General features: G+C 69.0%; 18 protein-coding genes. 13 read left to right on the top strand and 5 right to left on the bottom strand.

The features are described from left to right. Positions 1 to 59: 59 nt before the first annotated feature. Both rutB and ACP696_RS03980 read right to left on the bottom strand, forming a co-directional pair. On the bottom strand, positions 60 to 776 hold the full coding sequence (gene rutB / locus ACP696_RS03985) for a pyrimidine utilization protein B (protein ID WP_426013065.1): 717 nt from the start codon (positions 774 to 776) through the stop codon (positions 60 to 62). A 145-nt stretch (positions 777 to 921) separates the two neighbouring features. Then, positions 922 to 2568, bottom strand: a complete 1647-nt coding sequence (locus tag ACP696_RS03980) for a sensor histidine kinase (RefSeq protein ID WP_426013271.1) — start codon at positions 2566 to 2568, stop codon at positions 922 to 924. A 240-nt stretch (positions 2569 to 2808) separates the two neighbouring features. Here ACP696_RS03980 and ACP696_RS03975 point away from each other — a divergent pair, with 240 nt between their 5' ends. The 4 genes from ACP696_RS03975 to ACP696_RS03960 all read left to right on the top strand — a co-directional run bounded on the left by ACP696_RS03975 (position 2809) and on the right by ACP696_RS03960 (position 6257). Further along, a complete protein-coding gene (locus tag ACP696_RS03975; RefSeq protein WP_426013063.1) occupies positions 2809 to 3108 on the top strand; it encodes a hypothetical protein in 300 nt (99 codons plus the stop codon). Between the two features lie 97 nt (positions 3109 to 3205). Then, positions 3206 to 3679 carry a hypothetical protein gene (locus tag ACP696_RS03970; protein WP_426013062.1) on the top strand — a complete coding sequence of 158 codons (474 nt, stop codon included), beginning with the start codon at positions 3206 to 3208 and terminating at the stop codon, positions 3677 to 3679. Positions 3680 to 3769: 90 nt separating this feature from the next. After that, positions 3770 to 5362 carry a fatty acid--CoA ligase gene (locus ACP696_RS03965; RefSeq protein WP_426013060.1) on the top strand — a complete coding sequence of 531 codons (1593 nt, stop codon included), beginning with the start codon at positions 3770 to 3772 and terminating at the stop codon, positions 5360 to 5362. 100 nt (positions 5363 to 5462) lie between these two features. Further along, positions 5463 to 6257 (top strand): oxygenase MpaB family protein, encoded by a 795-nt coding sequence (locus ACP696_RS03960; protein WP_426043482.1) that lies wholly within the window; start codon positions 5463 to 5465, stop codon positions 6255 to 6257. A 45-nt stretch (positions 6258 to 6302) separates the two neighbouring features. Here ACP696_RS03960 and ACP696_RS03955 read toward each other — a convergent pair whose 3' ends face one another. Then, positions 6303 to 6533, bottom strand: a complete 231-nt coding sequence (locus ACP696_RS03955; protein ID WP_426013056.1) for a hypothetical protein — start codon at positions 6531 to 6533, stop codon at positions 6303 to 6305. Positions 6534 to 6641: 108 nt separating this feature from the next. Between ACP696_RS03955 and bglX the strand changes: the two genes are divergently transcribed. From bglX to ACP696_RS03910, 9 genes are all read left to right on the top strand, one after another. Continuing rightward, positions 6642 to 8936 (top strand): beta-glucosidase BglX, encoded by a 2295-nt coding sequence (bglX, locus tag ACP696_RS03950; protein WP_426013054.1) that lies wholly within the window; start codon positions 6642 to 6644, stop codon positions 8934 to 8936. Positions 8937 to 9020: 84 nt separating this feature from the next. Then, on the top strand, positions 9021 to 9956 hold the full coding sequence (locus tag ACP696_RS03945; RefSeq protein ID WP_426013053.1) for a Gfo/Idh/MocA family protein: 936 nt from the start codon (positions 9021 to 9023) through the stop codon (positions 9954 to 9956). A gap of 158 nt (positions 9957 to 10114) precedes the next feature. After that, positions 10115 to 11854 carry a type I secretion system permease/ATPase gene (locus tag ACP696_RS03940; protein ID WP_426013050.1) on the top strand — a complete coding sequence of 580 codons (1740 nt, stop codon included), beginning with the start codon at positions 10115 to 10117 and terminating at the stop codon, positions 11852 to 11854. Positions 11855 to 11856: 2 nt separating this feature from the next. Beyond that, on the top strand, positions 11857 to 13200 hold the full coding sequence (locus tag ACP696_RS03935; RefSeq protein ID WP_426013048.1) for an HlyD family type I secretion periplasmic adaptor subunit: 1344 nt from the start codon (positions 11857 to 11859) through the stop codon (positions 13198 to 13200). Between the two features lie 661 nt (positions 13201 to 13861). After that, a complete protein-coding gene (locus ACP696_RS03930) occupies positions 13862 to 14878 on the top strand; it encodes a helix-turn-helix domain-containing protein (protein ID WP_426013046.1) in 1017 nt (338 codons plus the stop codon). A gap of 78 nt (positions 14879 to 14956) precedes the next feature. Beyond that, positions 14957 to 15676, top strand: a complete 720-nt coding sequence (locus ACP696_RS03925; protein WP_426013044.1) for a response regulator transcription factor — start codon at positions 14957 to 14959, stop codon at positions 15674 to 15676. Beyond that, complete coding sequence (locus ACP696_RS03920) at positions 15673 to 17265, top strand: sensor histidine kinase (protein ID WP_426043481.1); 1593 nt, start codon at positions 15673 to 15675, stop codon at positions 17263 to 17265. The genes ACP696_RS03925 and ACP696_RS03920 overlap by 4 nt, the downstream gene beginning before the upstream one ends. Beyond that, positions 17265 to 17906, top strand: coding sequence for a hypothetical protein (locus tag ACP696_RS03915; RefSeq protein WP_426043480.1), 642 nt, complete (start codon positions 17265 to 17267; stop codon positions 17904 to 17906). The genes ACP696_RS03920 and ACP696_RS03915 overlap by 1 nt, the downstream gene beginning before the upstream one ends. A 613-nt stretch (positions 17907 to 18519) precedes the next feature. Next, positions 18520 to 18891 (top strand): hypothetical protein, encoded by a 372-nt coding sequence (locus tag ACP696_RS03910; RefSeq protein ID WP_426043479.1) that lies wholly within the window; start codon positions 18520 to 18522, stop codon positions 18889 to 18891. Between the two features lie 338 nt (positions 18892 to 19229). Here ACP696_RS03910 and ACP696_RS03905 read toward each other — a convergent pair whose 3' ends face one another. After that, on the bottom strand, positions 19230 to 20657 hold the full coding sequence (locus ACP696_RS03905) for an efflux transporter outer membrane subunit (protein WP_426043478.1): 1428 nt from the start codon (positions 20655 to 20657) through the stop codon (positions 19230 to 19232). After that, on the bottom strand, positions 20657 to 23836 hold the full coding sequence (locus ACP696_RS03900) for an efflux RND transporter permease subunit (protein ID WP_426043477.1): 3180 nt from the start codon (positions 23834 to 23836) through the stop codon (positions 20657 to 20659). The genes ACP696_RS03905 and ACP696_RS03900 overlap by 1 nt, the downstream gene beginning before the upstream one ends. Positions 23837 to 23938: the final 102 nt, after the last annotated feature.

Raw genomic sequence — 23938 nt, 5'->3', positions numbered from 1 at the left:
CCGCCGATCCGGGACCGCCGGAAGCGCCTGCGTTCACGCGTCGGTCCCGGATCTGCGCGCTACGCGCTTGTCCGGGATGACAACGGTTGCTGCTGCCCCACCGCCCCCTTGAAGTCTGCGGTCGTCGATACCCAGCCGAAGAAGGTCTCGATGTTGTAGAGCGCCGCCTTCTGCACGAAGTCCGGGCCCGCTTGATGCGTGGCGTCCTCAAGCACCGTGCCGAAATATTCCAGGAAGAAGCCGTCCCTCAGCGTCGACTCGACGCAGACGTTCGTCGCGATCCCCACGAACACCAGATGACGGACGCCGCGCGAGCGCAGCACGCTGTCGAGCTGGGAATTGAAGAAGCCGCTGTAACGGGTTTTGTGCAGCTGGATGTCGCCGGGCTGGGGCTTGAGAGCGTCGACCAGCTCATAGTCCCAGCCGCCTCGGGCCAGCAGCTTGCCCAGCAGTTCGGGCCGGGCGCGCATGGTCTTGAGCGCGTTGGACTTGTGGAAGTTGGGCGAGCCCGGACCGCCGGCCTCGACATAGTCGCTGTCCCAGCCGTTCTGGAAATAGATCACCGGCATGCCCGCGCCGCGCGCCACGTCCAGCACGTCCTTGATCTTGTCGATCACGGCGGCCGCGCCGCTGATGTCGAAGCCCGCCAGGTCGAGATAGCCGCCCGGTGAAGCATAGGCGTTCTGCATGTCGATGACGATCACGGCCGTCTTGTCGACCGGCAGGGCGATCGGCTCGGGGCGGGCCGGCAGCATCAGGGTGTCGGGTGTCGTCATGCGCGCTCATTCCTGCGGTCAAGGATGGCCCTAGAGGTGAGCGACGCAGGTAAGACCATCGCGAGACGCGGCGCAATCGATCGATGATCGCCGAACGCCAAGTGCCCCATGGGGCGCCCAAGTCTTGGGCTAATTCAGAAATGGCTTACTCATTACCGACGCCCGTCTCAGGCGTTTCAGGCTTCGCGCCCGCCGGCGGCTTGGGTAGAGACAAGCTGAGCACGCAGACCAGGCCCGTGGGCCGATAGTCGAACCTGGCCTCGCCGCCCAGGTCGGACTTCAGGCTGGCGGCGATCAGGCGCGAGCCGAAGCCCGAACGGCTGGGGGCCGAGACGGTGGGACCGCCGCGCTCCTCCCAGTGCAGGGTGACATGATGGATGGCGCGCGGATCGGCGTGCCAGACGATTGTCACCGAGCCTTCGGGCGCCGAGAGCGCGCCATATTTGACGGCGTTGGTGGCCAGTTCGTGGAACACCATCGACAGGGCCAGGGCGGCGTTGGGCGACAGGGCGACCGGCGGGCCGGCCAACACGGTCTGGCCCTCGTAGGGCTCCAGCGTCTGGTGCAGGATATCCTCCAGGTCGGCCCCTTCCCAGACGCTCTTGGTCAGCAGGTCGTGGGCCCTCGCCAGGGCCAGCAGGCGCTCGTTGAAGGCCGGCAGGCCGGGCACATCGTCCGGGCGCCCCAGGCTCTGGCGGGCCAGGGACTGGACCGTGGCCAGGGTGTTCTTCACCCGGTGGTTCAGCTCGTTGATCATCAGCCGCTGGCGCTGGCGGGCGCGATGCTCGTCGGCCTCGCGGGCCCGCAGCTGGGCGGCGGCGTCGTGCAGCGCGGCGCGCACCTCGGCGATCTCTTTCAGGCTGTCGGGGGCGGTCGACACCGTCTCGCCGGCCGCCACGGCCTTGGCGTCGATCACCAGGCCGCGCACCGCCACCGAGATATCGCGCGAGAACAGCGAGGCCACGGTCGCGCCGATGGCCAACAGCACCAGGCCCGCCAGGGTCAACAGACCCACCGAAACCCAGTTGGCCCGATCCAACTCGGCGCGCGGCACGCCGATGATGAACGCCCAGCCGCTGGTCGGCGATCGGCTGAAGGCCGAGAGGGTGGGCGTGCCGTCCAGGGTCCGACTCAGGATCACGCCGTCATTGCCCCGGGCCAAGGCCGCCCGCATGCTGCCGCTGGCCTTGTGGCCCAGGAAGCGGTCCTGGTCGCGAGACCGCGACACCACCGAATGGCTTCGATCGACAATGGTCGCCACCCAGGTCGGCGGGATGTTCTGGGCGGCGAAGATCGACGAAAAGGCCTTGGGCGACTGGATGTAGGCCAGGTCTTGCAAATGGCCATCGACGATCACCGGCATGTCGATCGCCACGAAGGCTTGCCTGGGATCGGCGCTCAGGACCAGGTTCGAGACCGCGGTTCGGCCCGAGCGCACCGCCTCCCAGCGATAGGGCGGCGTCTTCGACGGGGGCAGGGCGGCGCCGGGCGGCGATTGGGTGTTGAGCAACTGGCGCTGGCCGTCGAGCAGCACGACCCAGCCATCGCCGCCTTGCACCGCCGCGCGGGCCTGGCGCTCGAAGGTCGGGAGGTCGCCGGCGATCAGGGCGGGCGAGACCGCCAGGGTCTGCAGGATACTCTGCCCCTGGCCGATCTGGCGGTCGGTGGCCAGGGCCAGGGCCCGGGTCGTGGCGACCAGTTGCCGCTCATCACGGGCGCGGCTGTCGGAATATTCGGCGCGCGCCAGCAGGGCCATGAAGACCATGGCCGGAACCACCAGGCTCAGGGCCATCAGCAGCAGGCGCCGCCGCACCGTGCTGGCCGCCGGCGGGCTGGCTTGGACTGTCTCTTTCGCCAAACGGACGCGCTCACCCTGCTGTATCCGCCGCCAACAGAGAATGCCGGCCGCGTCGGGTCAAGCGCTTCCGCGTCCTCGAGCGTCGCGCGAGCTTCACGGCAACCTTCGGCCGCGCTTGGAATTCATTTGCGTACCCACGGCGAAGATGTCGGGGATTTTGGGAGACATCACACCATGCGCATCGTCACCATCGCGGCCGTCGCCGCCCTCGCCCTGACCGCCACCGCCTGCGAGAACAAGGCCGAGGAAGCCCAGAAGGCCGCCGCCGCCAGCGACGCCGCCGCCATGTCCAGCAAACAGGCCGCAGCCGCCGCCGAGACCGCCGCCCAGGCCAGCGCCACCGCCGCCGCGACCGGCGACGAAGCCACCCAGAAGGCCGCCGGCGACGCCGCCGCCGCCGCGGGCGACCAAGCCGAGAAGGCTGGCGACAAGGCCGAAAAGGCCGGCGACAAGGCCAAGGACGCCGCCCACTAAGCGTTCGCCGTCGAAGACTGAAGGGCCGGCCCCGCTTGTGCGGGGCCGGTCTTTATATTGCGCGGAGCAAACCCGGCTCGCGCCGCGTTGTTCTCGCATGACCAAGCCCCGCAAGACCCGCCGCAAGACGGCCACCGTCGTCGACGCGTTTTGCCTGGCCACGACGGCTGGAGAACTGGCCCTGGCCTCGTGGCAGGTGGTGGGCGCGCGCACGCCGATGATCGCCCAGGCTTTGCGCGACCCGATGCGCGGCGACTACGCCGAACTGACCAAGATGGTGTCCGAAAAGCCCCTGGCCTTCGCGCGCGGCGCGGCGGCGGGCGGCGCGGGTCTTTTGGCGATGGTGGCGGACTCCAATCGCTATCTCGGCGAGGCCTGGAAGGCGCCGGGCCTCGGCGTGGTGGCCGCTCCCGTGGCCGCGCCCATGGCGGCGATGGCCTTTTGGGGACGAATGATGTCGCTAAGCATGGCCTGGCAGGCGGCGATGATCACCCCGGTGCACGCCGCCGCGACAGCCAATGCTCGACGCCTTGGACCCAAGGCCGTGTCGAAAACGAGCGTTTTCCCCTAGCCCTGAACCGGAAATGGCCTTCATCCTGGGTTTTCTGAACCGAAGGCGGCGCCTAGATCGCCTCGGAACCGCGCGAGGAGCCCTGTGAGCATGTCCGGACCCGCCGTCGATTTCGACCGCATGACCACCCTTGGCGACGTGGCGCGCTACCATCGCGATGTGCGCCCGGAGGCCACGGCCCTGGTGTTCGAAGGGCGCTCGACGAGCTTCGCCGACTTCGACCGCCACACCGACCAGGTCGCCAACGCCCTGTTGGCGGAGGGATTGAGCGCCGGCGACCGCATCGCCTATGTCGGCAAGAACAGCGACCACTATTTCGAGCTGCTGTTCGGCGCGGCCAAGGCCGGGGTGGTGCTGGCTCCGATCGGCTGGCGCCTGGCCCCGCGCGAGATCGCCTACATCCTCGGCGACGCCGAGGCCCGCATGGTGTTCGTCGGCCCCGAACTGATCGCCCATGTCCAGGACGTGGCGGCCCTGATTCTCGACCAGCCGCTGCTGATCGCCATGGAGCCCGGCGAGGACGGCCATCCCGACTTCGCCACCTGGCGCGACGCCGCCTCCGCCGATGCGCCGACCGCGCGGATCATGCCGGCTGATATCGCCGTGCAGCTCTACACCTCGGGCACCACCGGCCGCCCCAAGGGCGCGATGCTGACCCACGACAACATCCTGGGGCCGCGCAAGCTGGCCGCCGCCGCCGACATGGACTGGAACCGCTGGGGTCCGGACGATGTCAGCCTGGTGGCCATGCCGGTGGCCCATATCGGCGGCACCGGCTGGGGCGTGGTCGGCCTGGTTAACGGCGCCAAGGGCGTGGTGGCCCGCGAGTTCGACCCGACCAAGGTGCTGGACTTCATCGAGAAGGACCAGATCTCCAAGATGTTCATGGTGCCGGCGGCCCTGCAGATCGTGGTCCGCCTGCCGAGCGCCCGCCAGGTTGACTACAGCCGCCTAACCCACATCCTCTACGGCGCCGCGCCTATCCCGTTGGACCTGCTGCGCGAGTGTCTCGAGGTGTTCGGCTGCGGCTTCGTCCAGCAGTACGGCATGACCGAGACGACCGGCACGGTGGTCTATCTGCCGCCACAGGACCACGACCCGGCCGGCAACGCCCGCATGCGCTCGGCCGGTCTGCCGATGCCGGGCGTGGAGCTGAAGGTGCTCGGCGAGAGCGGCCAGGCCCTGCCGCCGGGCGAGGTCGGCGAGATCGCGGTCCGTTCGCCCGCCAACATGGCCGGCTATTGGAGACTGCCCGAGGCCACCGCCGAGACCATCGCCGCCGACGGCTGGCTGCGCACGGGCGACGCCGGCTATATCGACGGCGACGGCTATCTGTTCATTCACGACCGGGTGAAGGACATGATCATCAGCGGCGGCGAGAACATCTATCCCGCCGAGGTCGAAAGCGCCGTCTACGGTCATCCGCACGTCGCCGAGGTGGCGGTGATCGGCGTGCCCGACGACACCTGGGGCGAGGCGGTCAAGGCGGTGGTGGCGCTCAAGCCCGGCGCCCCGGCCGATCCGGACGACATCATCGCCTTCGCCCGCACCCGCATCGCCGGCTTCAAGGCGCCCAAGACCATCGACTTCGTCGAGGTCCTGCCGCGCAACGCCTCGGGCAAGATCCTGCGCCGCGAACTGCGCGAACCGTACTGGGCTGGCAAGGAAAGGCGCGTGAACTAGCATGGCCGACGGCGGTCGCCTGGCGAGCTTCGTTTAGGGTCTGATCCAGCCGGAGACCGGGCCACGCATCGACTTCCGCCAGCCGGCCGGCGAGCCCGCCTTGGCCGCCCCGGACTCGGTGTCGTGGCGGGTGTTCAAGAACCCGGTCTCGCTATTCGTCGGCGGCGTTGCGGCGGTGATCCTGGAACTCGCCGAGCCGCGCGTGCGCACGGGGGTCTGGCAATACAGCAGTTTTCGCACCGATCCCCTGCCGCGTCTCAAGCGCACGGGCCTGGCGGCGATGGTCACGGTCTATGGCGCGCGATCGGCCGCCGAGACGATGATCGCCGGCGTGCGGCGGATGCATGACCGGGTGGCGGGCGATACTCCAACCGGCGCCACCTACCGCGCCAACGACGTCGAGCTGCTGGACTGGGTGCAGGCCACCGCCAGCTTCGGCTTCCTGGAGGCCTACCGCGCCTACGCCGCCCCGCTGACTGACGACGAACGCGACCGCTTCTACGCCGAGGCGGCGCCGGCGGCCGCCCTCTACGGCGCCGTGGGGGCGCCGGGTTCGGTGGTGGGATGGGAGGCTCAGCTCGTGGCCATGCTGCCGAAGCTCGAGCGACACGAGATCGTGTTTGAGTTCCTGGACCTGATGCGCCAGACGGCGATCCTGCCAGCGCCACTACAAGGCCTGCAGGGCGCGCTGATCCGAGCGGCGGTGGCGATCACCCCGGCGGAGGTTCGGGCGGTCGTGGGGCTTGGGCCTGAGTGGGACCTGGGGCCGGTGGAGGGCCGGTTGGTGCGCTGGGCCGGCGCGGCGGCCGATCGTTTACCAATCAAGGGCATGCCAGCGGTGGAGGCGTGCCTGCGGATGGGACTGCCGGCGGATTATCTGTATCGGCGCAAATGAGACCCTCTCCTCTCCGGGAGAAGGTTTTTAAGACTGCGCCGCCCGCTAGTCCGTATTCCCCTGGTGCTCCGTGCGGCCCTCGACCTCGGTGCGGGAGAACACCTCCTCCTGCCCGTCCTGCAACAGCTCCGCGGCGTTGTCGCGGTCCTGCTCGGCCTGGACCAGCACCAGCCGCAGGGCCTCGACCTCGGTGGGAGCCTCGACCACCATGCTGCGGAGCGGCGCCTGGGGCGGGGCGTCGCCCAGTCGGACATCAATGCGCCAGCGTACGGTCATGGGAGCCTCTTCAAGAATTGGACGTTCGTTCGCCCCACAGGTAACGCACCATTGCACCGGTCGGTGTTTCTGGCGAGGTTGCGCCAAAGCTTCAGTTAGGAAGATTCCATGGCGGATGGTGGCGGGCGGCAGGGCCTGGGTCGGCGCGAGTTCATGGCCGGCGCCGCAGGTCTGGCGGGGTTCGCCGTTATCTCGGTGGGGGCGGGAGCCGGCTCCGCCCGGGCGGCCTCGCCGCGCGTCGAGGCTCTGATCGTTCAGATGACCCTTGAGGAAAAGGCCGGTCAGCTCTCGTGCTATTCCGACACGATCCGTCCGCCGGTCGGCGACATCAATCCGGCGGTCAACGCCCGCAACACCCAGCAGATCCTGGCCGACACCCGGGCCGGCAGGATCGGCGTGCTGATGAATGGGGTGGGCGTCGAGGGCGCCTTGCTGGCCCAGACCGCCGCCGTCGAACAGTCGCGCCTGGGCATTCCGCTGCTGCTGGCCGCCGATGTGATCCACGGTTTCAAGACCATCTTCCCCATCCCCCTGGCCGAGTCGGCGAGCTTCGACCCTGTCCTGGCCGAGCGCACGGCCCGGGCGGCCGCCGTCGAGGCCAGCGCTCACGGCCTGCACTGGACCTTCGCCCCGATGGTCGACGTGGCCCGCGACCAGCGCTGGGGCCGGGGGGCCGAGGGCGCCGGAGAGGACGTGTTCCTGGGCGAGGTGATGGCCCAGGCCCGGGTGCGCGGCTTCCAGGGCCGCGACCTGACCGCCCCCGACAGCCTGTTGTCCACCGCCAAGCACTTCGCTGCCTATGGCGCGGTGATGGCCGGGCTCGATTACAACGCCGTCGACATCTCAGACGAGACCCTGCGCGAGGTGCACCTGCCGCCGTTCAAGGCCGCCTTCGACGCCGGCTGCCTGACGGTGATGTCGGCCTTCAACGACATCAACGGCGTGCCCTCCACCGCCAACCGCCACCTGTTGACCGATGTCCTGCGCGGCGAATGGGCCTTCAAGGGCGTGGTGATTTCCGACTACACCGCCGACCAGGAGCTGGTGGCCCACGGCTACGCCGCCGACGACAGGGACGCCGCGCGGCTGGCGATCCTGGCCGGGGTGGATATCAGCATGCAGAGCGGGCTCTACAGCCGCTACCTGCCCGAGCTGGTCGCCCAGGGGCGCGTGCCGATGGCGGTCGTCGACGCCGCCGTGCGCCGGGTGCTGAGCCTGAAGGAGGCCGTCGGCCTGTTCGACCGGCCGTTCCGCTCGATAAACCCCAAGGTCCAGGCCGCCCAAACCGCCACCCCGGCGGCGCGGGCGCTGTCGCGGGAAGCGGGCGCGCGATCCATCGTCCTGCTGAAGAACGATGGCGGCCTGCTGCCCCTGGCGACCCAGGGCAAGCGCATCGCTCTGATCGGGCCGTTCGCCGAGGACCGCGCCAACATCCTGGGCCCGTGGGCCTTTTTCGGCGATCCGGGCCTGAGCGTCGACCTGGCCACCGGCATCCGCGAGGCCCTGGCCGATTCGGCGTCGCTGACCGTCGCCCGCGGCTGCGATGTCGAGGCCACCATCCGCGGCGGCTTCGACCAGGCAGTGGCGGCGGCGCGGGCGGCCGACATCGTGCTGCTGGCGGTCGGCGAGGGGCAGAACATGTCCGGCGAGGCCCAATCGCGCACCGAGATCGGCCTGCCGCGCGTCCAGCAGCAACTGGCCGACCTGGTCGGCGCGGTGGGCAAGCCGACGGTGGTGCTGCTGCGTCACGGGCGGGCCCTGGTGCTGGAGGGGGCCGTCAAGGCCGCGCCGGCGATCCTCGCCACCTGGTTCCTGGGCAGCGAGACCGGCCACGCGGTGGCCGATGTGTTGTTTGGCAAGGTCAATCCGTCGGCCCGCCTGCCGGTCAGCTTCCCGCACGAGAGCGGCCAGGAGCCGTTCTTCTACAATCACCGCACCACCGGCCGGCCCGCGCCCCAGGCCGACGACAGCCAGGAGTACAAAGCCCGCTGGCGCACCACCCGCAACGAGGCGCTCTATCCGTTCGGCCATGGCCTGGGCTATGCGCCGTTCGCGCTCAGCGATGTGCGGTTGTCGACCACGCGCCTGGCCTGGGACGACAAGCTGGCCATCACCGCCAATGTCACCAACATGGGCAAGGTGGCGGGCGAGCATGTGGTCCAGCTCTATGTGCATGACCGGGTCGCCAGCCGCACTCGGCCGGTGCGCGAGCTGAAGCGCTTCATCCGGGTGGCCCTGAAGCCCGGCGAGAAGCGCGAGGTGCGCTTCAGCCTGGAGCGCGGCGCGCTGATGTTCTTCGGCGAGAACGATCGCTGGATCGCCGAGCCGGGGATGTTCGACCTGTGGGTGGCCAATAACGCCGTGGATGGCTTGGCGGCGAGTTTCGAGTTGTTGGGGGGATGAGCGGGTTTGTGGAGGCTATTTGACATCTCGAGCCCCACCCATCATTCATCCTACAAATAAAGTCCCCGGAGTTCGCGAGGCCCCATGACCGCCGCCACCCCCATCCGCGTGGCCCTGATCGGCCTGGGCAAGATTGCCCGTGACCAGCACCTGCCGGCCATGGCCGCCGACCCGTGCTTCGAGCTGGTAGCGATCGTCAGCCGCCACGCCGAACAGCCGGGCCTACCCAGCTTCCACACCCTCGATGAGTTACTGGCCAGCGAGGTCGCCTTCGACGCCGTGACGCTGTGCACCCCGCCCCAGGTGCGCCACGGCCTGGCCCGCCAGGCGCTGGAAGCGGGGAAGCACGTGATGCTGGAAAAGCCCCCCGGCGCGACGCTGAGCGAGGTCGAGGACCTGCGGCAGTTCGCGCAAGCGAAGGCTGTCACCCTGCAGGCCACATGGCACTCGCGCCACGCCCCCGCCGTCGCCCCCGCGCGCGACTGGCTAGCCGGCAGGAGGATCAGCGCCGCCCGCATCATCTGGAAAGAGGACGTCCGCGTCTGGCATCCCGGCCAGGACTGGATATGGGAGCCGGGTGGCTTGGGCGTCTTCGACCCCGGCATCAACGCCCTGTCGATCGCCACCGCCATCCTGCCCCGGTCGTTCTTCCTGACCAGCGCCACCCTGCACGTTCCCGAGAACCGCCAGTCGCCAATCGCCGCCGAGCTGGACTTTGTCGACACGGCGGGCGTGCCGATCACCGCAGTGTTCGACTTCCTGCAGACCGGCCCGCAGAGCTGGGACATCGAGGTCGACACCGACGGCGGCGCCCTGCGGCTGTCGCACGGCGGGTCCAAGCTTTGGATCGACGGCCTCCTGATGCACGAGCAGCCAGAGGCGGAGTATCCGAGCCTCTACACCCGGTTCGCCGAGCTGATCGCGACCGGCGCGTCGGACGTCGATGTCACGCCCCTGCGGCACGTGGCGGACGCTTTCCTGCTGGGACGCCGCGTCGCCGCTCCCGCCTTCGTGGAATAGCAAGGTCGCGCCGCCCTGCAACCTGGGCGACGTTCTCTTGCATAGAAGGGGCCCCGGACGTTAGGTACCGTCCGGAGCGTAACGTTGACGGCCGACCAGGGTGTCGGAACGAGCGCGCGGCCTGGGGAGAGATTAGGCTGAAGTTCCTGGACGCCCCCTTGCCGCCGCCGCTGGCCGCCGCCTTGCGAGCTTGCAGGCCGCACTTCATGGCCGCGGCGGTGTTCAGCGCCATGATCAATCTGCTGCTGCTGGCCCCGACCATCTACATGATGCAGGTCTATGACCGGGTCGTGCCGACCGAGGGCCGCCTCACCCTGCTTTACCTGACCCTCGTTGTGGCCTTCGCCCTGGGCACCCAGACGGCGCTGGAGTCGGTGCGTTCGCGCTTGCTGACCCTGGCCGGCCTGCGCGTGGATCGCCTGCTGGCCGGCGACATCCTGCAGAGGCTGATGAGCGCCCTGTCGCCCGGCTCGTCGTCGCAGGGCATGCGCGAGTTCGACATCGTTCGCCAGGCCCTGTCCGGCCCCATCGCCATCGCTGCCTTCGACATCCCCTGGACACCGATCTACGTGATCGTGGCCTTCATGATCCACCCGGCCCTCGGCGCGATGACCATCGTCGGCGGCGCGATCCTGGTAGCCCTGGCTGTCCTCAACGAGCGCGCCACTCGCCTGCGGGCCCGCGAGGCGTTCTTGGCCCAGGCCCAGGCCTATGCCTCGCAAGAGGCCGTCGCCGCCAACGCTGAGGTGGTGCGCGCCTTGGGCATGCGCGGCGCCCTGGGCGAGCGACAGTTGGTCGACCGCCGCAAGGGCCTGGACCTGACCGCCAAGGCCCAGTTCACCGGCGGCGGCTATTCGGCGGCCACCAAGTTCACCCGAATGTTCCTGCAGTCGGCGGCCTTGGGCCTGGGCGCCTGGCTGGCGGTGGACCGGCAGATCTCGGCGGGTTCGATCATCGCCGCCTCCGTGCTGATGAGCCGGGCCCTGCAGCCGATCGAGCAGATGGTCGGCGCCTGGACCACGGTGGGCCAGGCGCGCGGCGCGCTCAACAACCTGATCAAGCTGTTTCCAGCCCAGAACCTTGAATTGCCGAGCACGCTGCTGCCAGCGCCCTCGGGACTCCTAACCCTTGAGCAGGTGGTGATCCGCGCGCCCGGCGATGGCCCACTTTTGCTGCGCGGCGTGTCCCTACGCTTGGCGCCGGGCGAGATCCTCGGGGTTGTCGGCCCTAGCGGCGCCGGCAAATCCACCCTGGCCCGCGTGACCGCCGGCGCGATCACGCCCGACGCCGGCGCGGTTCGGCTGGACGGCGCCAAAATGAACGATTGGGACGGCGATCGCCTTGGGCGGTTCATCGGCTATCTGCCGCAGGACTCCGCCCTGATCGCCGGTTCGATCAAGGACAATGTCTCGCGCTTCGCGGCCTGGGCGGGCGGTGATCCCGCCGTCATCGACGCCGCCGTGGTGGCAGCCGCCCAGGCCGCGGGCGTGCACGAGCTGATCCTGCGTTTCCCCAATGGCTACGACACCGTGCTCGGGCCGGGCGGTCGCGGTCTGTCGGCGGGTCAAGCCCAGCGCGTGGCCCTGGCCCGCGCCCTCTATGAAAGTCCGCCGCTGCTGGTGCTGGACGAGCCCAATTCGGCGCTCGACGCCGAGGGCGAGGCGGCGTTGAACCAAACGATCCTGGCTGCCAAGGCCCGGGGCGCGGCGATCATGATCATCGCCCACCGCACGGGCATCCTCAACATCGCCGATCGCCTGCTGGTTCTGCGCGACGGACAGGTCGAGCGGATCGGGCCGCGAGCCGAGGTCATCGCCCAGATGGCTGCGGCCGCCAAGACCCCGCCCCGTCCTGCCACCAACGGCAACGCCATGTCCCTGCGGGCCGCCAAGCGATGACCGTGCCGTCTCCCAACACCGCCCTGGCGACGGCGCGGATTTCTGACGATCCGGCCCTGATGATCCGTCTCGGCGCGGTGGTCGCTGGCGTGTTCTTCGTCGGCTTCCTGGGCTGGGCGGCGTTCGCGCCGCTGGACGCCGGGGCCTATGCCCACGGCGTGGTCGCCGTGTCGGGGAACCGCCAAGCCGTACAAAATCGTGAAGGCGGGGTGGTTACCGGCATCCGGGTCAAGGAAGGCCAGACCGTGGTCAAGGGCCAGATCCTGGTCGAGTTGTCGGCGTCGGAACTGCGGGCCAGCGAACGCGGCATGACCGGCGAGATGTTGACCCTGCTGGCCCAGCGCGCCCGCCTGGTGGCCGAGCGCGACCGCCGCCCCACGATCGCCGTCCCGCCGGAGTTCGCCACGTTGGCGCCCGAGGACAAGCCCCTCGCCGAGGACTCCCTGCGCCTGCAGCGCCAGCAGTTCCAGGCCCGTCGCGGTTCGCTGAACACCCAGCGCGGCGTGCTCAACCAGCGCGTCCTTCAGTTGGGCCAGCAGACCAACGGCGCCGAGCGCCAGCTGGACGCCAATCGCGAGCAGCAGAAACTGATCGCCGAGGAGCTGACCGGTGTTCAGGAACTGGCCAGCAAGGGCTATGCGCCCAAGACCCGCGTTCTGGCCCTGCAGCGCAGCGCCGCCTCCCTGACCGGCGAGGACGGGGCCTATCGGGCCCAGATCGCCCGATCCAACGAGCAGATCGGCGAAACCCGCCTGCAGACCCTGTCGCTGGAACGTCAGATGATGGAGGAGGTCTCCGGCCAACTGCGCGACGTGCAGGTGCGGCTGGACGACCTGCAGCCCAAGGTGCTGGCCGCTCGCGAACAGCTGGCCCGCGCCACCGTCCGCGCGCCCAGCAGCGGCAAGGTGGTGGGCCTCAATGTCTTCACCGTCGGCGGCGTGGCGGCGCCGGGCCAGACCCTGATGGAGATCGTGCCTCAGGATCGGCGGCTGGTGATCCAGGCCAAGGTCTCGCCCAATGACGCCGACGACCTGCAGCCCGGCCAGAAGACCCAGATTCGCTTCACCTCGCTGCACGAACGCGACCTGCCGCTGCTGAACGGCACCCTGACCGAGCTGTCGGCCGATAGCTTCACCGACGAGAAGAGCGGGGTGCAGTATTTCCGGGCCGAGGTGGCGGCCCCGCCCGAGGAGCTTGACAAGATCCGCCAGATCCGTGGCGCGCAGTCGGGCCTGCAGGCCGGCCTGCCGGTCGAGGTGCTGATCCCCCTGCGCAAGCGCTCGGCCCTGGCCTATCTGCTGGAGCCCCTGACCCAGACCTTCTGGCGGATGGGCCGCGAGCACTAGAGCATTTTTCGAGCGAAGTGGTTCCGGTTCGCGTGAAGAAAAGTGCGTCAAAACAGAAGATTAGAGCTCACGGCCTGACGCAGTCAGGTCGGGAAATGCTCTTGGACGGGCGTGGACCTTCCCTTCTCCCCTTGCGGCAGAAGGCGGCCTGAGAAGCAGGTCGGATGAGGGGTCGCGCCAGCCTATCGGCAATGCTGTGAAAACGCTTCGGTAGCCGCCCGTCGACCCGTCATCCGTCGGCTACGCCGCCACTTTCCCCGCAAGGGGAGAAGGAACGCGGCGGCAGTTCGATGACGTCCCCGGCGGATCCGCGGAAACAAAAAAGCCCCCCCCCAAGGCCCGCCTTCAGTTGGTTCCCCCCACAGGGTTTGGCGGCGCTGACAAACAGCCAGTCTCTGGCCTGGGCGGTGCGCCGTTCTTCGAACCGATGTCGCCAGCGGCCGTCGCGTCGGGACGAAAGTCTTCCCGGAGCGCTCGCGTCATCGACCAACGTTCTCCCGATGGCTGGATACCAGGAAGGCGTTCGGCGCGCCAAACGTTACATGCGGGTCCCTTTTCCTTGACCGCTTGTCTCAAAGGACAAACCTGTCTCGCCCCATGCGACGAACGCCCGCATGGGGCGGGTCTCGTAAATCAGCGACTATGGCTAACGGGGGGACACATGAGCGATTTCGAACAGCCGCGCGCGGGGCTGCCGTCCCTCGCCCGGTCGAATTTCAGTACCCGGAGCGTACCGGCCGAAGAGCGGCACGACTATTACCGGCGTGAAGTGCTCGTCGCGCTGGACGCCCGTGACCCCGAGCCCGGCTTCACCGCCAGCATCACCTCGCTGCGTCTGGGCGACCACGCCTTCTATGTGACCGAGACCGGTGGCCACACGATGTTCCGTACGCCGGAAATGATCGCCGCCGACGGCCACGACGCCTACATTGTTCAGTTCAACATCGCCGGCTCGCACACCGGCGACTTCGACGGCGTGCCGTTCGCGGCCGGTCCGGGCGAGGTGGGCATCTGCGACCTTTCGCGGCCCATGCTGCTGCACAGCACGTCGGTCAAGGTGCTCTCCACCTTCCTGCCGCGCGTCCAGGTCCAGACCGTCGTGCCGGGTATCGACCTGCATGGCATGGTGCTGGACGGCAACCGGGCGGGCCTGTTGATCGAACACCTGACCTCGGTGACCCGCTGGTTCCCGCAACTGATCCCCCAGACCCTGCCCGGCATCACCCGCGCCACCGTCGAACTGCTGGGCGCGTGCCTGGCCATGGAGGCGGGACGGGCCGATTTCGGGGTGCGCGAGTCGCCCGTGCTGCTGCGCGCCCGCGGCTATGTCGAGCACAACCTGCTGGAACCCAGCCTGAACCCGGCCAAGATCAGCGAAGCCCTGGGCGTGTCGCGCTCCACGCTCTATCGCCTGTTCGAACCCCTGGGCGGGGTCACCGCCTATGTCTGGGACCGCCGCCTGCACCTGGCCCGCGCCGCCCTGCTGGACCCCAAGCGGGTCCGCCGCATCAGCGAGATCGCCTTCCAGTGCGGCTTCAGCAGCGAGGCCCATTTCAGCCGCAGCTTCCGCAAGGCGTTCAACATCCGCCCCAGCGACCTGCGCTCGCTGCAGCCCAGCCTGCCCGACGAGCCAGATGGCCCGTTCGGACGGTGGACCGAGAGGGTCAAGGCGGGGTAGGGCCTGCACGAAATCTGCACGGCAAACGCGCGCGACCGCCTCGACGTCTCCGTTGACCCCAGACGCGGAGCCCTGAACATGGGCGCCATGCAGCGCACGATCCTGATCGTCGACGACGATCCCCACATCCGCCAGCTCCTGGTGTTCGCCCTGGCCAAGGTGGGCTTGCAGACCCGCGAAGCGGCCGACGGCGAAGCGGCCCTGGCCAGCGTGGCCGAGCGCGCCCCCGACCTGGTGGTTCTCGACATCAACATGCCGCGCCTGGACGGGCTGGAGGTCTGCCGCCGGCTGCGGGCCCAGGGCGAGCTGCCGATCCTGTTCCTGAGCTCGCGCGACGACGAGATCGACCGGGTGCTGGGCATCGAGCTGGGGGCCGACGACTATGTGGTCAAGCCGTTCAGCCCGCGCGAGGTGGTGGCCCGCGTCCAGGCCATCCTGCGACGCACCGGGGCCAAGGCCGAGGCGGCGACAGGCCTGGACGGTGTGATCACGCGGGGCCGGCTGGCCCTCGACCCCGAGGCCTGGAGCGCCCGCTGGGCCGGGGCCGAGTTGTCGCTGACCGTCACCGAATTCACCATCCTCAAGACCCTGGCGGCCACACCGACCAAGGTGTTCAGCCGCGACGCCATCATCGACCGTCTGCGCGGGCCGGGCTTCGCGGTCACCGACCGCACCATCGACAGCCATGTGCGCAACCTGCGGGCCAAGTTCGCGGGCGTGGGCGGTCACGACCTGATCGAGACGCGGGCCGGGATCGGTTACCGGCTAGGCGCTTGTGCTGGCGGCGTCGAGCCGTGATCCAGCCGCTGCGGGCCTGGCTGCGCACCTGGTGGCCGGCGCTTCGGCTGCGGGCCATCCTGCTGACCGTGCTGCTGTTCGCCGCCGCCATGCCAGCCATAGGCGCGGTGTTCCTGCGCACCTATGAGAACACCCTGGTGCGCCAGACCGAGGCCGAACTCGCGTCGCAAGGCGCGGCCCTGGCGGCGGCGGCCGGCGCCCTGTGGCCCGGCGCCGTGCGCGACACCACCCCGGCCGACCCCGACGCCCGCGACGATCCCGGCTATTACCGGCCCGAGGCTGTCAGCATCGACCTGCGCGCCTCGCCGGTGCTGCCCGAGCGCCCCGGCCCCGCGCCCGCGCCGCCCGCCGACCCGCAGGCCGTGGCCGCCGCCGACGCCCTGGAGCCGATCCTCGACCAGACCAGCCGCAGCACCCTGGCCTCGATCCTGATCGTCGACCGCCACGGCGTGGTGGTGCGCGGTCTTGGCCAAGGCGGCAGCCTGGCGGCCCTGCCGGAGATCCAGGCGGCGCTGGCGGGCCACTCGCGCACCGTGCTGCGGCGCAATGGGGCCTATCATCCGCGCTATTCGTTCGAGTGGCTGAGCCGGGCCTCGGCCCTGCGGCTGCATCACGCGCGGGCGATCCGGGTCAATGGCCAGGTGGTGGGGGCGCTGCTGCTGTCGCGCTCGCCCCGCGCCCTGTTCCGGGGCGTCTATCAGGACCGGGGCAAGATCCTGCTCGGGGCGGGGGCGACGGTGCTGCTGATGGTGCTGCTGTCGGGCCTGGTGTCGCGCGGCGTGACCCGGCCAATCGAGGCCCTCAGCGCGGCCACCAAGGGCGTGGCGGCGGGGCAGGGCGAGGTTCCGGAGACCCCGGTCACCGCCGCGGTCGAGATCCGCGCCCTCTACCAGGACTTCCGGGTGATGGCCGGCGCCATCGCCGTGCGCTCGCGCTACCTGCGCGACTTCGCCGCCGCCGTCAGCCACGAGTTCAAGACCCCCCTGGCCGGGATCACTGGCGCGGTCGAGCTGCTGGACGACCATTTCGCCACCATGAGCCCCGAGGAGCGCCACCGCTTCCTGGGCAATATCTCGGCCGACAGCGCCCGGCTCTCGGCCCTGGTCGGCCGGTTGATGGACATGGCCCGCGCCGACATGGCCATGCCCCAGGCCGGCGTGGTCTGCGCCGTGGCCTCGCCGGCCCGCCGGGTGGCCGACGCCCAAGGCCGCGACATCGCCGTGGTCCTGGACCTGCCGGACGACCTCCCGCAGGTCGCCGCGCCCGAGGCGACGGTGGAGACCGTGCTGACCACCCTGGTGGAGAACAGCCGCCAGGCGGGGGCGGGGAGGGTCTGGATCTCGGCTTTGGTGATGGGCGAAGACGTGGTGCTGCGCGTCAGCGACGACGGCCCCGGCGTGCCGCCGGCTGACCGGGAGCGCCTGTTCGAGCCGTTCTTCACCAGCCGGCGCGAGGCGGGCGGCACGGGGCTCGGCCTGTCGATCGCCCGATCGCTGCTGGCGGCGAGTTCGGGGCGGATCGGGCTGGTCGAAGGGGAGGCGGGGGCGGTGTTCGAGGTGCGGTTGGCGACCGCGCGGGAGGGCGGCTGATGGTTGGCAAGGTTCGGCGCGGCGGGCTGCTCTGGCCTCTCCGCATTTGCGCGGCGGTGTCCGTGTTGGCGGGGGTCCTCTTCGTGATGTCCGCGATCCCGCCCCAATTGTCGCCGGCGCCGCCGACCATGGACGTGCTACTGCTGACGGCCATTGGCGGGACCGCCGTCACCATCGTGTTGCTGATCCTGTGGGTGCGCCACTGGACGGGTTTACTGCTGTTGCTCTTGCTGCCGCCGCTGATCGTGCCGCTGAGCAATGGCGCGCTAATGATTCCCGCCACCGATACCGCGCGCCTTCGGTTGGCGGATGGGCGGGTCGTGCATCTTAGCGTTGGCCCCACGCTGACCGACGTCACCTACGATCTCTGGCAGGAGGAGCAGGGTGGGTGGCTGTGGCGGCGAACGATGGCCGATCTCAGCTATTCGGAAGACGGCCGCTTCATCAACGACGGGCGGCTGGCGCTCTCACGTGACGGGCGCCGGCTCCTAGTGGGGCGCGGCGGGATTTGGACCGACTGCGTGGAGGTGCGCGATTATCAGCCCTGCGCGCTGGGAATTGCCGACACAAACTGGTCGGACCCTGACTTCGAGACACGGATGCGAGGGAACTCGGCGGTGATCGGCGCGACGTTGAAGTAAGGCGTGGTCGGGCTCGAGTTGATGAAGGTTCAGGCAGGGATTTCCCGGCAAGCGGTGAAACCTCTCACCCTCCCACCGCTTCGCGGTGGGCCCCTCCCTCTCTCGAAGAGAGAGGGTTTCGCGCAGGCGCCTCACCCTCTGCTGAGGTTGGAAATGTGGCTTCTTGCCCCGCATCCGCCTCGGATGGGGCCACACCTTAAACCTTTGGAGGATCGGAGCTCTGGCGGCTGGCGGTGTCAAGGACCGCCTCTGGCGGCCGCGTCGCGGCGGCGCGGCGCGCCGTCCTTTACACCGTCGGACGGCGGAGCAGGCTCCGCTGAGGGTTTGAGGCGGGGCGTCGGCGATGCGCGTGGAGGGAAGAGGGGCTCAAATGGCGACCCCCACAAACCCGCTCATCCCGGCGAATGCCGTGACCCAGATGGGTGGCTTTGGGCCTGACGCCATCAGCTCTGAGCGCCTCCAACCCACTTCAACGCCATGGGATCTGGGTCCCGGCATTCGCCGGAATGAGCGGATTTTGGGATGGCTGGCGGCCTTTCTTCGCTCCCCCGCTCCCCCGTTGCGCGGGTGAGGAGAGGCCGGCGCCTTCCGCGTCGTCGCGCGTTACCCCGCCATGACCAAGCCCACAGCGCTCCTCCTGGCCGCCGTCCTCGCCGCGCCGCTCGTCGCCCAGGCCGCCGCGCCGGCGGCCAATGTCAAGGCGGCGTTCGGCAATACCGTGCTGACCATCGACCCCGACGGGCGGTCGCGGAAGATCTGGTTGAAGCCCGACGGGACCTGGACGGGCCTCAGCCGCCGGGGCCTGGACCTGGCCGGCAAGTGGAGCGTCAAGGGCGACAATGTCTGCCTGAAACAGTCCAAGCCCAAGCTGTTCGGTAGCCTGTGCGAGACCTTCCCGACCGATCCCGAGGTCGGCCTGACGTCCAAGGACCCGACGGGCAAGACGATCCAGCTGAAGCTGGTCAAGGGGCATGTGGCGAAGTAGGCGGGCGTGGGATCACACCCACTTGCCCCACCTGACCGCTTTGCGGTCTGTCCGCTCCCATAGGGGGCGGAGCTCAAGCGCATTTGAGCTCTTCCCCCTATGGCGGAAGACGATCGCGGAGCGACCCGTAGGGGGCAGTCTGTGCCCCCGGCTCACAACCGCCCCTGTGCGGCCGTCCTGGAGGGTGAGGATCGGAAACGTGCGTTTTTGTGCAAGGCGCTGATAGGGTTGGGGTCTATCTTGCGACAGGTGGGGATGGACGGCCGCCCTGTGGATAACTTCTGCCGTTTTTCCTCACCCTCTCCCTTTGGGATAGGGTTCCAGATGTGCGCCCCCCGCTAGCTCCACCCACCCCCCAGCGCCTTGTAGATCGCCACGACGTTGGTGTTGACGCCCGTCTCGGCCACGGTCAGCGAGTCTTCAGCGGCCAGCAGCGTGCGTTCGGCGTCGAGCAGCACGAGAAAGTCGATGCCGCCTTCCTTGTACTGGATCCGCGCCAGCTCGGCGGCGCGGCGGGAGGCGGCGGCCTGGTTGGTGAGGCTCACGAGCTGGGCCTGTTGCTGGCGGTAGCCGACCAAGGCGTTCTCCAGGTCCTCCAGCGCGCCCAGCACGGTCTGGTCATAGATCGCTAGGCTGGCGTCATTGCGGGCCTGCGCCGCCTTCAGCCGCTGGTGGGCGCCGCCCAGGTCGAGGGGCGGCCAACTGACGGTGGGGGCCACCGACCAGGCCTTGCTGGCGCTGTTGCCAAAGCCGCCGGCCGAGCCCGACAGGAAGCCGATGAAGCCGGTCACCCGGACGCGCGGGAAGAGGTCGGCCGTGGCCACGCCCACCTTGGCGGTCTGGGCGGCCAGGCGGCGCTCGGCGGCCTGGACGTCGGGACGCCGGCGCAGCAGATCCGTCGCATCGCCGATCGGCAGGGCGGTGATCAGCGGCGTGACCTCGGCGTTCTGGACCACCAGGGTGGCGTTCAGGGCGCCGGGCCGCTGACCGGTCAGCACGCACAGCCGGTAGTTGGCGCGCTTCTCGGCAGTGATCAAAGCCGGGATCACCGCCTCGGTGGCGTTGAGGCGGGCCTGGGCGCTGGCGACGTCGATCGGGCTGCCGGCCCCGGCGTCGTAGCGCACCTTGGTCAGCCGCACCGTCTCGCGCTGGGTCTCGAGGTTGCGGTTGGCCACGGCCAGGCGGGCCTGGGCGCCGCGCAGTTCGAGATAATTTCGAGCGACTTCTGCGGCGATGGTCACCTGGGCGTCGCGCAGGTCGGCCTTGGCCGCCCCGGCCTCGGCCCGCGCCGACTCCACGCCCCGGCGAACGCGGCCGAACAGGTCGATCTCCCAGCCGGCGTCGAAGCCGCCCGTATAGGTCTCGCCCTCGACCCGATCGCCGTTCGAGCCCGGCTGCTGCTGGTCGCTCTTCTGATAGCCGCCGCTGGCGGTGACCCGCGGCAGCTGGTCGAGACGCGCGTCCTTGAACAAGGCGCGGGCCTCGTCGACCCGGGCGACCGCGACCTTGAGGTCGAGATTGCCGGCCAGGGCCTGGCTGACCAGGCCATCGAGCACCGGGTCGCCGAACAGCTTCCACCAGTCCGCCTCCGGCTGGGCGGCGGAATAGGTGGCGGCCGGGGCGTTCTGCAAGACCACCGGCGCGGTGACCGGGGTCTTGTAGTCGTGACCGACGGCGCAGGCCGAGAGCAGGGTCATGCTGGCGAACAGGCCCAGCTGGACCCGGAGGTTTCGCCAGCCGTAGTTGGGGGTGAGAGCTTGAGACATCAGTGCGCCTCCACGGCGGTCGTCGGGGTTTTCGCCGCCTTCAGCGCCGCCTTGCGGGCGGTGTTGCGGCGGATGACGAAGTAGAAGATCGGGGTCAAAACCAGGCCGAAGACCGTGACGCCCAGCATGCCGGAGAACACCGCCACGCCCATGGCCCGGCGCATCTCGGCGCCCGCCCCGTGGGAAGTGACCAGCGGGGCCACGCCCATGATGAAGGCGATCGAGGTCATCAGGATCGGCCGCAGGCGCAGGCGGCAGGCCTCCAGCACCGCCTGCATCGGCGTGTCGCCGTGCTCCTCGCGCTCCTTGGCGAATTCGACGATCAGGATGGCGTTTTTACAGGCCAGCCCCACCAGCACGATCAGCCCGATCTGGGTGAAGATGTTGTTGTCGCCATGAGCCAGCAGCACGCCGGCCAGGGCCGACAGCAGGGTCATGGGCACGATCAGGATGACGACCAGCGGCAGGGTCCAGCTTTCGTACTGGGCGACCAGCACCAGGAAGGCCAGCAGCACGCACAGTGGGAAGACATAGATCGCCGTGTTGCCGGCCAGGATCTGCTGATAGGTCAGCTCGGTCCATTCGAAGCCCATGCCGTTGGGCAGTTCCTGCTTGGCCAGGTCTTCCAGCGCCTTCTGGGCCTGGCCCGTCGAGTAGCCGGGGGCCGGGCCGCCGTTGATCTCGGCCGTGAGCACGCCGTTATAGTGGCTCTCGCGGTCGGGGCCGGCGGCCTCCCTTAAGCTGACGAAGGCGCCCAGCGGGATCATCTGGCCAGAGCCGTTGCGGGTCTGCAGCCGCAGCATCTGTTCCGGCTGCATGCGGAATTTCTGGTCGGCCTGGACATTGACCTCGTAGGTGCGGCCAAAGCGGTTGAAGTCGTTGACATAGAGCGAGCCCAGATAGACCTGCATGGTCTCGAACAGGTCGGTCAGGCTGACGCCCGAGGCCCGGGCCTTTTCCCGGTCGATGCTGGCCTCGATCTTCGGCACCCCGACCTGGTAGGTCGAGAACACGCCGGTCAGGGCGGGGTCCTTGCGGGCCTTGTCGATCAGGTTCTGGGTCTGTTTGTTGAGCTCGTCGGGGCCGAGGCCCGCGCGATCGACGATCTGCATGCGGAAGCCGCCGATCGTGCCCAGCCCCTGCACCGAAGGCGGGGGGAAGACCGCGATCTGGGCGTCGGGAATGGCGCCGAACTTGGCGTTCAGCTGGCCGACGATGGCCGTGGCCGACATCGACTTGTCCTTGCGCTCGTCGAAGTCGGCGAGCGGGAAGAACACAGCGCCGGAATTGGGGCTGTTGATGAAGCCGTTGGCCGACAGGCCGGGGAAGGCCACCGAGTGCTTGATGCCCGGCACCTTCATGGCGATGTCGCTCATCTGGCGGATCACGGCCTCGGTGCGGTCCAGCGAGGCGGCGTCGGGCAGTTGCACGACGGCGACCACATAGGCCTTGTCCTGCTGGGGCACGAAGCCGCCGGGGGTCTTTGCGAAGGCGCCGATCGTCAGCAGCAGCAGCAGGCCGTAGAGCACCAACCCCGCGGTCGACTTGCCCAGGGTGAGGCCGACATTGCGGACATAGCCGTTCGAAGCCTTGGCGAACATCCGGTTGAAGGGGTTGAACAGCCAGCCCAGGGCCGTGTCGATCATCTTCTGGAAGCGGTCCTTGGGGGCGTCGTGGCTCTTCAGGAGCACGGCGGCCAGGGCCGGCGACAGGGTTAGGGAGTTGAAGGCCGAGATCACCGTCGAGATGGCGATGGTCAGGGCGAACTGCCGGTAGAACTGGCCCGACAGGCCGCTGATGAAGGCGGTGGGGATGAAAACGGCGCACAGCACCAGGGCGGTGGAGACGATGGGTCCGGTGACCTCGCTCATCGCCTTGCGGGTGGCCGCCGCCGGCTCCAAGCCGTTGGCGATATTTCGCTCGACGTTCTCGACCACGACGATGGCGTCATCGACGACGATGCCGATGGCCAGGACAAGGCCAAACAGCGTCAGGGCGTTGAGGCCAAAGCCCAGCATCAGCAACACCGCGAAGGTGCCGATCAGCGAGACGGGCACGGCGATCAGCGGGATGATCGAGGCGCGCCAGCCCTGCAGGAACAGCACCACCACCAGCACCACCAGGATGATGGCCTCGATCAGGGTGTGGACCACCGAATTGATGGATTCCTGCACGAAGGCGGTGGTGTCGTAGATGATCTCGTAGTCGACGCCCTCGGGGAAATCCTTCTTCAGGTCCTTCATGGTGGCCTTGATGTCGGCGGCCATATTCAGGGCGTTGGAACCGGGGCGCTGAAAGATCGGCATGGCCACGGCCAACTTGTTGTCGAGCAAGGAGCGCAGGGCGTAGTTGTTGGCACCCATCTCCACGCGGGCCACGTCGCCCAGGTGGGTGATCTCGCCCTTGTCGCCCGAGCGAATGATGACGTCTCGGAACTGCTCCTCGTCGGTCAGGCGGCCGGGGGCGTTGACCGACAGCTGGAACTCGGCGCCGCCCGGGGTGGGGGGCGCGCCCAGCTGGCCGGCGGCGACCTGGACGTTCTGCTCGCGCAGGGCTTTCACCACATCGCCGGCCGTCATGTTCAGCGAGGCCAGCTTTTCCGGGTCCAGCCAGATCCGCATGGAATAGGAACCGGCGCCGAAGATCTGGACGTCGCCCACGCCATCGACGCGCTTGAGGCGGTCGCGAACGTTCAGCTGCGCGTAGTTGCTGAGGTACAGCATGTCGTAGCGGTTGTTGGGCGAGATCATGTGCACGACCAGGGTCAGGTCGGGCGAGGCCTTGTCGGTGGTGACGCCGATGCGCTGCACCTCCTGGGGCAGTTTCGGCAGGGCCTGGGCGACGCGGTTCTGCACCTGCACCTGGGCCTTGTCGAGATCGATCCCGAGCGCGAAGGTGACGGTCAGGATCATCGCGCCGTCTGAGGCCGACTGCGAGGACTGGTAGATCATCCCCTCGACGCCGTTGATCGCCTGCTCCAGCGGAGCGGCGACGGTCTGGCCGATGACGGCGGGGTTGGCCCCCGGATAGGCGGCGCGCACGACCACGGTCGGCGGCGCCACTTCCGGATATTCCGAGATCGGCAGGCGCGGCAGCGCCACCAGCCCGGCGATGAAGATGACGATCGACAGCACGGCGGCGAACCGCGGCCGACTGACGAAGAATTTGGAGAAGTTCATGAGCGGCGCCTTTTACGGGCGAAAAGGGGGAGGAGGCGAGGAGGGAGTAGGCGCACACGTTCCGCTCATCCCGGCGAATGCCGGGACCCAGATGGAAAGGCG

Source organism: Caulobacter sp. DWR3-1-2 (assembly GCF_049896225.1).
Taxonomy (GTDB): Bacteria; Pseudomonadota; Alphaproteobacteria; order Caulobacterales; family Caulobacteraceae; genus Caulobacter.
Note: the sequence above shows the minus strand (reverse complement) of the source record. Positions and strands in the feature narration are given on the sequence as shown.

Coding starts and splice junctions, on each gene's coding strand:
- ACP696_RS03970 (WP_426013062.1), top strand. CDS start 3,206: ATGACCAAGCCCCGCAAGACCCGCCGCAAGACGGCCACCGTCGTCGAC.
- ACP696_RS03965 (WP_426013060.1), top strand. CDS start 3,770: ATGTCCGGACCCGCCGTCGATTTCGACCGCATGACCACCCTTGGCGAC.
- ACP696_RS03945 (WP_426013053.1), top strand. CDS start 9,021: ATGACCGCCGCCACCCCCATCCGCGTGGCCCTGATCGGCCTGGGCAAG.
- ACP696_RS03900 (WP_426043477.1), bottom strand. CDS start 23,836: ATGAACTTCTCCAAATTCTTCGTCAGTCGGCCGCGGTTCGCCGCCGTG.
- ACP696_RS03975 (WP_426013063.1), top strand. CDS start 2,809: ATGCGCATCGTCACCATCGCGGCCGTCGCCGCCCTCGCCCTGACCGCC.
- ACP696_RS03925 (WP_426013044.1), top strand. CDS start 14,957: ATGGGCGCCATGCAGCGCACGATCCTGATCGTCGACGACGATCCCCAC.
- ACP696_RS03930 (WP_426013046.1), top strand. CDS start 13,862: ATGAGCGATTTCGAACAGCCGCGCGCGGGGCTGCCGTCCCTCGCCCGG.
- bglX (WP_426013054.1), top strand. CDS start 6,642: ATGGCGGATGGTGGCGGGCGGCAGGGCCTGGGTCGGCGCGAGTTCATG.
- ACP696_RS03910 (WP_426043479.1), top strand. CDS start 18,520: ATGACCAAGCCCACAGCGCTCCTCCTGGCCGCCGTCCTCGCCGCGCCG.
- ACP696_RS03980 (WP_426013271.1), bottom strand. CDS start 2,568: ATGGCCCTGAGCCTGGTGGTTCCGGCCATGGTCTTCATGGCCCTGCTG.
- ACP696_RS03915 (WP_426043480.1), top strand. CDS start 17,265: ATGGTTGGCAAGGTTCGGCGCGGCGGGCTGCTCTGGCCTCTCCGCATT.
- rutB (WP_426013065.1), bottom strand. CDS start 776: ATGACGACACCCGACACCCTGATGCTGCCGGCCCGCCCCGAGCCGATC.
- ACP696_RS03905 (WP_426043478.1), bottom strand. CDS start 20,657: ATGTCTCAAGCTCTCACCCCCAACTACGGCTGGCGAAACCTCCGGGTC.
- ACP696_RS03955 (WP_426013056.1), bottom strand. CDS start 6,533: ATGACCGTACGCTGGCGCATTGATGTCCGACTGGGCGACGCCCCGCCC.